Below are 7,029 nucleotides of genomic sequence, written 5' to 3'. Positions count from 1 at the left end.
CGGCCTCGCACTGTGGCGGATGGCCAACGAACGGGACGTGGTGATCCCGGTGTTCGCGGAGATGGGCACGGTCAACCCGGTGGTGGTCACCCCGGCCGCGGTGGCCACACTGGACCGGTTGGCGACCGGTTTCGTCGAGTCGTTCACCCGTGGCACCGGCCAGTACTGCACCAAGCCGGGTCTGCTGTTCGCGCCGGCCGGCAGCGGCATGGCGGCCGTGGTCGCGAAGGAGCTGCGGCGGCTCGCGCCGAGCGCGTGGCTGCTGACCTCGCAGATCGCGGACGCGGCGGTCGACGGCGTCGGCGAGCTGGTGTCCGCTGGCGGCACGGTGGCCGGCCAGGTCGCCGGTCCCGACGCGGGGTGGGCGGCACCTGCGACGGTCCTCTCCGTGCCGATCGAGAAGCTGACGAACGGCTCCCGCCTGCTGGAAGAGTGTTTCGGCCCGGTGGCCGTCGTGACGGAGTACACCGACCGCGCGGAGCTGGAGGCGGCGCTCGGCGGGCTGCAGGGCACACTGGCGGCCGCGGTGATGACCGGCGGTGCCGACCATGACGACCCTGACGTGCCCTGGCTGGTCGAACGCCTGACGAAGCTGGCTGGCCGGGTGGCGGTCGACGAGTGGCCGACGGGCGTCGCGGTCACGTGGGCACAGCACCACGGCGGGCCGTGGCCGGCGACCACGGTCCCGTCGAGCACGTCGGTCGGCGCGGCCGCGCTGACCCGCTTCACCCGTCCGGTGGCCTACCAGAACGTCCCGGATGCGGCTCTGCCACCGGCACTGCGGGAGGCGAATCCCTGGCGGCTGCCGCGCCGCGTCGACGGGGTGGTCACCCGACCCTGAGTCAGGGCTTCCCGGTGGAGGCGCGCTCGACGAGGCCGATCGGATGGCCGAGGACCGCGCCCTGCTCGGCCTGGCCGTTCATCAGGTCGAACAGCAGCTTCGCGCACGCGGCGCCCGCCGCGCGCGGTCGCAGGTCGATGGCCGTGACCGGCGGGTCGGCCTGCCCGAGCGGCGTGCTGTCCACACAGGACGCCAGCAGCAGGTCGTCGCCGATGTGCCGGCCCGCCGCGCGCAGCACCGGCAGCGCCGCCATCGCCGCGCCGTCCGGGGCGCACACCAGGGCGTCGATGTCCTCGTTCAGCAGGGCGGCCACCGTGTCCTGCACGGCCGTCGGCGGTGAGCCGAACGGCAGCTCCCGCAACCGTGGCGGCACATCGGCCGCCCGGCACCACTCTCGGTAGGTCCGCTGCAGCGTGGCGCCCCAGTCGGTGACCGCGCTCGACGCGAGCAGCGCGATCCGCCGCGCCCCAGCGGCACGGAGGTGGTCGAGCAGTTCGGCCAGCACCGCGGCGTGGTCGGACAGGACGACGCCGGCCGGCTCGGAGTCGCCGGTGAACCGCTCGCAGGTCACCACCGGCACCGACGAGGTCATCAGGCCGCGCACCACCACGTCGGCCTCGAGCGGGTCGCCGAGCACCACGCCGTCGACCCTCGGGAACGTGCCGCGGCGCGAGGTGATGAGCGTGACGTCGTAGTCCTGCCGGGCAGCCTCGTCGACCACGCCGAAGACGAACGACATGTAGTACTCCGACCGGGTGAGGATCTCCGGCACGTGCAGGCCGATCGCCCCCGTGCTGGCCCGCCGCAGCGACCGCGCGGACGGGTTGGGGGAGTACCCGAGCCTGTTCGCGACCGAGACCACGTGCTGACGCGTCCGCTCCGACACCCGGCCCGAGTTGCGCAACGCGTCCGACGCGGTCGTCTTCGAAACCCCGGCGGCCCGTGCCAGCGCGACCAGCGTGACGGGCTCCTCCATGCTCACGCGCGCAACGATAACCCGCCGGGCGGGGCCAGCAGCGCGACGACCGCCTTAACCGCTACCTTCGTGATGTCCGAGGCCCGGCCGCCTTCCTCGACGGTGGTGGCGATCAGCTCGCGGAGCCCGCCGAGCAGGATGATCACGAGCTGCCGCGACACCCCCTCCGGTCGGATCGCCCGCCACTCGTCGGTCTCCAGGAGTGTCTGCACCATCCGCACGAACGCGGCCATCATGTCGCGCCGCAGGTCCCGGGCGGAGGTGCCGAGCGCCGGCACGTCCCGGATCCAGCTCACCACGATCCCGGGCGCCGACTCCGCGCAGGCGATCCACGCCTCGACGGCCTGCCGCACCTGTGTCACCCAGTCCGCGCCGGGTCGACCGCGGCGGTGATTGACCGGATCATGGCGTCGTTCGCGTCGGTCAGCAGGGCGACGAAGCACTCCTCCTTGCCGGCGAAGTGCTCGTAGAACGTCCGCCGCGACGTGCGGGCCCTGCGCACGATGTCGGCCACCGTCGTGCTCCGGTAGCCGATCTCCACAAATGGACCCGGCGAGGCCGTCGAGCAGTCGGCGGCGGAAGGGGTCCACCTGCTCGAGCGGCTCTGTCCTCACTGTCGTCACGCTAATACACCTCACTCGTGCCCGATGGTACATCGGTACCGTGCGCGTGGTACGACTGCGTACCACGCCGAGGAAGGTGTTGCCAACCATGGCCACCCCGGTGCGCGAAGTGGTCGGCTCGGGTGTACTGACGGCATGACGTTCGCGCCGGTGGTCCTGCGTGGCTGGTCCTGCCGATCTGGCCGCGGTGTTGCCGCTGGCCGTGGCGTTCTATGCGGAGGACGGCTTCGGCGCTGGCGAGCACACGCTGCGCAGCAACCTCTCGGTGTTGCTCGCTTCGCCCGCGGGGCGGGTCACCGGTCAACCAATGGGACCCGAATATCGAGCCTATGCCACTTCACGTCGTGAACTCAACCCGGAACCGGACGGCGTGACCGGGTACGGCCGAGCCCAGGAATCCGTTACTCCGGCCCGCGACAGGATGCTCTCGCTGCTGTCGGTGAGATTGTCGAGTTCTACAACAGTGATGACGTTGCCGGCGTTGTCGAGAGGTACTGGGCCAACGCCACGGTCACGGTGAACGGAAGAACAATCGCGACCAGCGGTCAGGACGTTCTCGCCGGTGAGCTGGCGGTTCTGGCAGCCGCTCCGGACCGGAAACTCCGGATCACGAATGCTGTCGCGAATGGGCAGGTGATCGCGGTAGAGGCCACGCTGTCGTTCACCGACCGGGCGAGCGGGGTCTCGCTGCCGCAGATGTGGTCGAGGGTGTCGTGGCTCGCACGGGACTATCTGCGTTGGCAGTGCGGTCAGATGCGCCAATCGGTGGGGTGCAGGGCGGCGGCGAGAAGGGTGGCGGCGCCGCCGATGGTGAACGACAGGGTTGCCGGGGAGAACGCGCTCACGCGACCGGCGAAGTGGCCGGCAAGGGCGAATACCAGCAACCACCCGAATCCGCACGCCACCAGCAGGATGATCCCGCATACACGCGCGAAACGCACGGGGCGGCTGCCGACTTGGTTGCCGAACAGCCGTAGCAGGGCGATCAGCGCGACCAGGATCGCCAAGGCGAACACGCCGACAACGATCGCCGCCATCGCCGCTTCTTCGCTGAACGGACCATCGCCCGAGCCGCCGAGACCGAAGACCGCGGCGAGCAGGCCGATCGAGTCGTCCTCGCCTGCTTTCTCGGTGGCGGTGAGGAACGGCACGAAGTAGCCCAGCACCAGGGCGGTCGCGCCGATGGCCACCACCGCACGGAAGACAGCAATCTCCAGCCGGGTCACCTGGTTCCGCAGCGCGTACACCTGGCTCCGCAGTTCCTTCACGTTGTTCTCGGCGGTGTCCTCGTCCACGTCTCGTCCTCTCTCGACTGTCTACAAGAGAGAATAACGGAGTGTGCGGATGAGAGCTCTCCCCGCGGAGGGAGTCAGCGACGGCCTAGTACGGCAGCCGCACTTTGAGTTTGTCATGTTTGCCTGGTTTGTCGGCGGAGTCGGGTGCGGTGGTGGTACCAGCGAGCGCGGGCTTGGTGGCGTCGGCGCCACCAGACCCAGTGCAGGTGGTGGGTTTCAGGTTGGAGTCGGCGGGTGACCAGGGTGAACAGCCGTTTGATCTCGGCGACGGTGAGCGCGATCAGACCGAGGTCCTCGGGTGGTGAGTCGTCGGGTGTGGTGGGCAGGATCGGTGCTGGCGCACGGGTTTTGGCTTGGGCAGCGGTGATGGCGCAGACCGCGAGCGCGGCCAGGGTGAGTACGATGTGCCGCAACAACGCGGTGTAGAGACGGACCTGGGAATGGTCGAGTCCGAAGTGGTCTTTGCCGAACTCGAACCCTTCCTCGACCGGCCACCGCAAGCAGGCGACACGCACCAGGGCCATCAGTGTGACCGGCCGTCCGGCCGGGATGTGGCAGTAGTGGAAGGCCAACTCCCCGGTGGATAGGTGTTTGCGGATCAACAGGTAGTCGCGTGGGCTGGTGGTGGCCAGCCAGGCCCACGCATAGGCGCGTTCACCTTTCGACCCGGTCACCGAGCAGACTTGCCAGAGTCGCCGGTACTTGCGGCTGGCCAGGTGTGTGGTCACGGCGGCGTCAGCACGCATCCGCTGACCGGGCCGGACCTCGACGGTGAATGCGCACCCAACGCGCATCACGTACCCGATCCCGTTGTCGGCCAGGAAAGTGCGGAGTTTCCCGGCCCTCCCGTAGACCTCGTCACCGGCGATCCACGGCGGGATCGACCGGTCGGCGATCATGTCAGCGAGAATGTCCTGCGCCAACTGCGACTTGGTCCTGAATCCCACCTCAGCGGGGATACCCAACACCGCCCGGTGTTCGGCATCGGCGAGTTGTTCCTCGGGCACATAGATACGGGCTCCGACCAACGCGTGCCCACCCGCAGTCGCATACGAGCAGTACACCGTGTTCACCCCGTTCGCGACCCGACCCGCACAACCCATGTACTGCCGTTTCACGCCCGCGGTCGATTCGCCCTGTTTCTCCTGACCGGACTCGTCCAGCGCTCCCACCCGCAACGGCTGATCACCCAACGCCTCAACCACGAACCGCCGCACCACACCCTGGACCCGGCCGTGGTCCCAGACCGCCTGATTGAGCAGTCGCTGGGTCCGATCCGGCGTGGCATCACCGGCATGCTCGGCGATGGTCCACCCATTCTTGCGCGGCAGATCACTCATCAACCCAGTCATATACTTCCCGGCCTGCTCAAACGGCTTCCTCCGCGCGAAACACGACCGCAACCGGCCGTGCAACACCTCCAGATTCGCCACCGCCCGCACACCCTCTACCATGACAGCCGCAGCCGCCTCACCGATCTCTTGTGTCACAACCTGATGATCTTGAGGCGGCTGCTCCCATGATCAACAGGGGTCACTCACCACCCTGACCAGCAAAGATCACCAAAGTGCGGCTGCCGTACTAGGGCCCGCTCCAGCACGGTGACGTGATCCGCTGCCGTGTTCGACCCAGCGTTTCCCGGACGCAACAGGCCGGACAGGACTTCACCACCGGAGACTTCCGGGCGGTCCAGGAACGCCAACAACGGATGAAAACCGAACGTCTTCTTCCACGTCTTCGCCGCGTTCTTCTTGTCCTCCGAATGCGAGATCGTGACCGTGGCGTCGAAATCGGTCTGCAGCAATCCCGTCAGATCCGGGGCCGCCCCAGCCTGCCGCGCCGCTCCCGCGTCGCTGCGCGCGCGGCCATGACACCCGGAACATGCGCTTCATCGATCCGGTCCAGCATCCGCCACATCGTCGGCATCGACGCCACAGGCCCACACACCCCATGCCGGTCACCGAACACCTCGATATGGGACACACAATCCGCGCCATCGGCGATCGCCACCGCTATATCGGTGAACACCCGCCCCGGTGCATGCTGCCACGGACCAGCATAAGTATCGGCCAACGCGGCCGTGACCCCAGCGATCAAACCGGTGTCCTCTGGATCGCCCTGGGTTGGTTGGAGGCTCTGATACCTGGAAAGGTGAGGGGCTATGGCACCACCGAGGAAGTATTCGTCTGAGCTGCGGGAACGTGCGGTCCGGATGGTCTTTGAGCTACGTGAGCAGACAGGCGAGCGGACGGGGACGATCGGCCGGGTCGCCGACCAGCTCGGGGTGCATCGGGAGGCGTTGCGGACGTGGGTGCGGCAGGCCGAGGTTGACGGCGGGAAGCGAGCCGGCACGTCGTCGAGCGATATTCAGCGGATCGCCGAGCTGGAGCGGGAGAATCGTGAGCTGCGGCGGGCTAACGAGATCCTGAAGGCGGCGTCGGCGTTTTTCGCCCGGGAACTCGACCCGAAACCGCCGCGTTAGTCGAGTTCATCGATACCCACCGGGACCAGTTCGGCGTCGAGCCGATCTGTGCCGTGCTGGAGATGTCGCCGTCGACGTATTGGGCGGCGAAGAAACGGGAGTCGAAGCCGTCGGCTCGTGCGGTCCGTGACGAATGCTTGAAGAAGGAGATTCTGCGGGCGTGGCGTGGGCCGGGACGTGGCCTGTACGGGGCACGGAAGGTGTGGGGCCAGCTCCATCGCGAGGGTGTCGAGGTGGCGCGGTGCACGGTCGAGCGGCTGATGCGCGAGCTGGGCATCAGCGGGGTGACCGCGCCCCGTAAGCGGCCACGGACCACCATCCCGGGTGCGGACAGGCCAAGTGACCTGCTGGAACGTGACTTCACCGCGGACGCGCCGGACCAGCGGTGGGTCGCCGACATCACCTACGTCGCCACCGCGGCCGGCTGGGCGTACACCGCGTTCGTCCAGGACCTGTACTCCCGCCGGATCGTCGGCTGGCAGGTCGCTGACCATCTCGGCGCCGACCTCGCACTCGACGCCCTGGAAATGGCGATCTGGGCACGCGGAGGTAGCACCGGAGGTGGCATTGACGGTCTTGTTCATCATTCCGATAGAGGCGTTCAACCCGGATTCAACTGGTGGTCGCAACACCGACTTTATTGCAGTGATAGTAGCAGCTTGTTCAATGCTTCGGCCGGTGTGTTCCAGTCGAGCGTCTTGCGTGGACGGTTGTTGAGTGTGATGGCGACGGCGGCGAGGTCGGTGCGGTTCCAGCGGGAGAGGTCGGTTCCTATGGGAAAGTACTGCCGCAGCAGGCCGTTGGTGTTTTCG

General features: G+C 67.9%; 7 protein-coding genes, 3 pseudogenes and 1 other annotated feature. Of the genes and pseudogenes, 3 read left to right on the top strand and 7 right to left on the bottom strand.

Annotated elements, in window-relative coordinates; genetic code table 11:
* On the top strand, positions 1 to 841 hold an 841-nt coding region (locus ACJ73U_RS40830; protein WP_407783145.1), incomplete at its 5' end, for an aldehyde dehydrogenase family protein.
* Position 842: 1 nt separating this feature from the next.
* Here ACJ73U_RS40830 and ACJ73U_RS40825 read toward each other — a convergent pair.
* The 6 genes and pseudogenes from ACJ73U_RS40825 to ACJ73U_RS40800 form a co-directional block, all read right to left on the bottom strand.
* Positions 843 to 1,817, bottom strand: a complete 975-nt coding sequence (locus ACJ73U_RS40825) for a LacI family DNA-binding transcriptional regulator (RefSeq protein WP_407783147.1) — start codon at positions 1,815 to 1,817, stop codon at positions 843 to 845.
* Between the two features lie 2 nt (positions 1,818 to 1,819).
* Entirely contained in the window at positions 1,820 to 2,170 is a 351-nt protein-coding gene (locus tag ACJ73U_RS40820; protein WP_407783144.1) for a hypothetical protein, read from the bottom strand.
* Positions 2,171 to 2,175: 5 nt separating this feature from the next.
* On the bottom strand, positions 2,176 to 2,358 hold the full coding sequence (locus ACJ73U_RS40815; RefSeq protein ID WP_407783143.1) for a helix-turn-helix domain-containing protein: 183 nt from the start codon (positions 2,356 to 2,358) through the stop codon (positions 2,176 to 2,178).
* A gap of 831 nt (positions 2,359 to 3,189) precedes the next feature.
* Positions 3,190 to 3,735, bottom strand: coding sequence for a hypothetical protein (locus tag ACJ73U_RS40810; protein WP_407783142.1), 546 nt, complete (start codon positions 3,733 to 3,735; stop codon positions 3,190 to 3,192).
* Between the two features lie 113 nt (positions 3,736 to 3,848).
* Positions 3,849 to 5,225 carry an IS701 family transposase gene (locus ACJ73U_RS40805; protein WP_407783141.1) on the bottom strand — a complete coding sequence of 459 codons (1,377 nt, stop codon included), beginning with the start codon at positions 5,223 to 5,225 and terminating at the stop codon, positions 3,849 to 3,851.
* Between the two features lie 80 nt (positions 5,226 to 5,305).
* A pseudogene (locus tag ACJ73U_RS40800) lies at positions 5,306 to 5,838 on the bottom strand (transposase); the annotation flags it as partial.
* Positions 5,839 to 5,896: 58 nt separating this feature from the next.
* On the opposite strand from ACJ73U_RS40800, the gene ACJ73U_RS40795 reads away from it, so the two are divergent.
* The gene (locus ACJ73U_RS40795; RefSeq protein WP_407783146.1) at positions 5,897 to 6,217 is read left to right on the top strand and encodes a transposase; all 321 of its coding nucleotides are present in this window, start codon (positions 5,897 to 5,899) and stop codon (positions 6,215 to 6,217) included.
* Positions 6,175 to 6,288: a sequence feature (AL1L pseudoknot), on the top strand. (Overlaps the previous gene by 43 nt.)
* Positions 6,226 to 6,810 (top strand): annotated as a pseudogene (locus ACJ73U_RS40790) (IS3 family transposase); the annotation flags it as partial. (Overlaps the previous feature by 63 nt.)
* A 19-nt stretch (positions 6,811 to 6,829) precedes the next feature.
* Here ACJ73U_RS40790 and ACJ73U_RS40785 read toward each other — a convergent pair.
* Positions 6,830 to 7,029 (bottom strand): annotated as a pseudogene (locus ACJ73U_RS40785) (IS30 family transposase); the annotation flags it as partial.

The organism is Actinophytocola sp. (assembly GCF_045807065.1).
In the GTDB taxonomy this organism is placed as follows: domain Bacteria; phylum Actinomycetota; class Actinomycetes; order Mycobacteriales; family Pseudonocardiaceae; genus Actinophytocola.
This window is presented reverse-complemented; position numbering and strand designations above follow the sequence as displayed.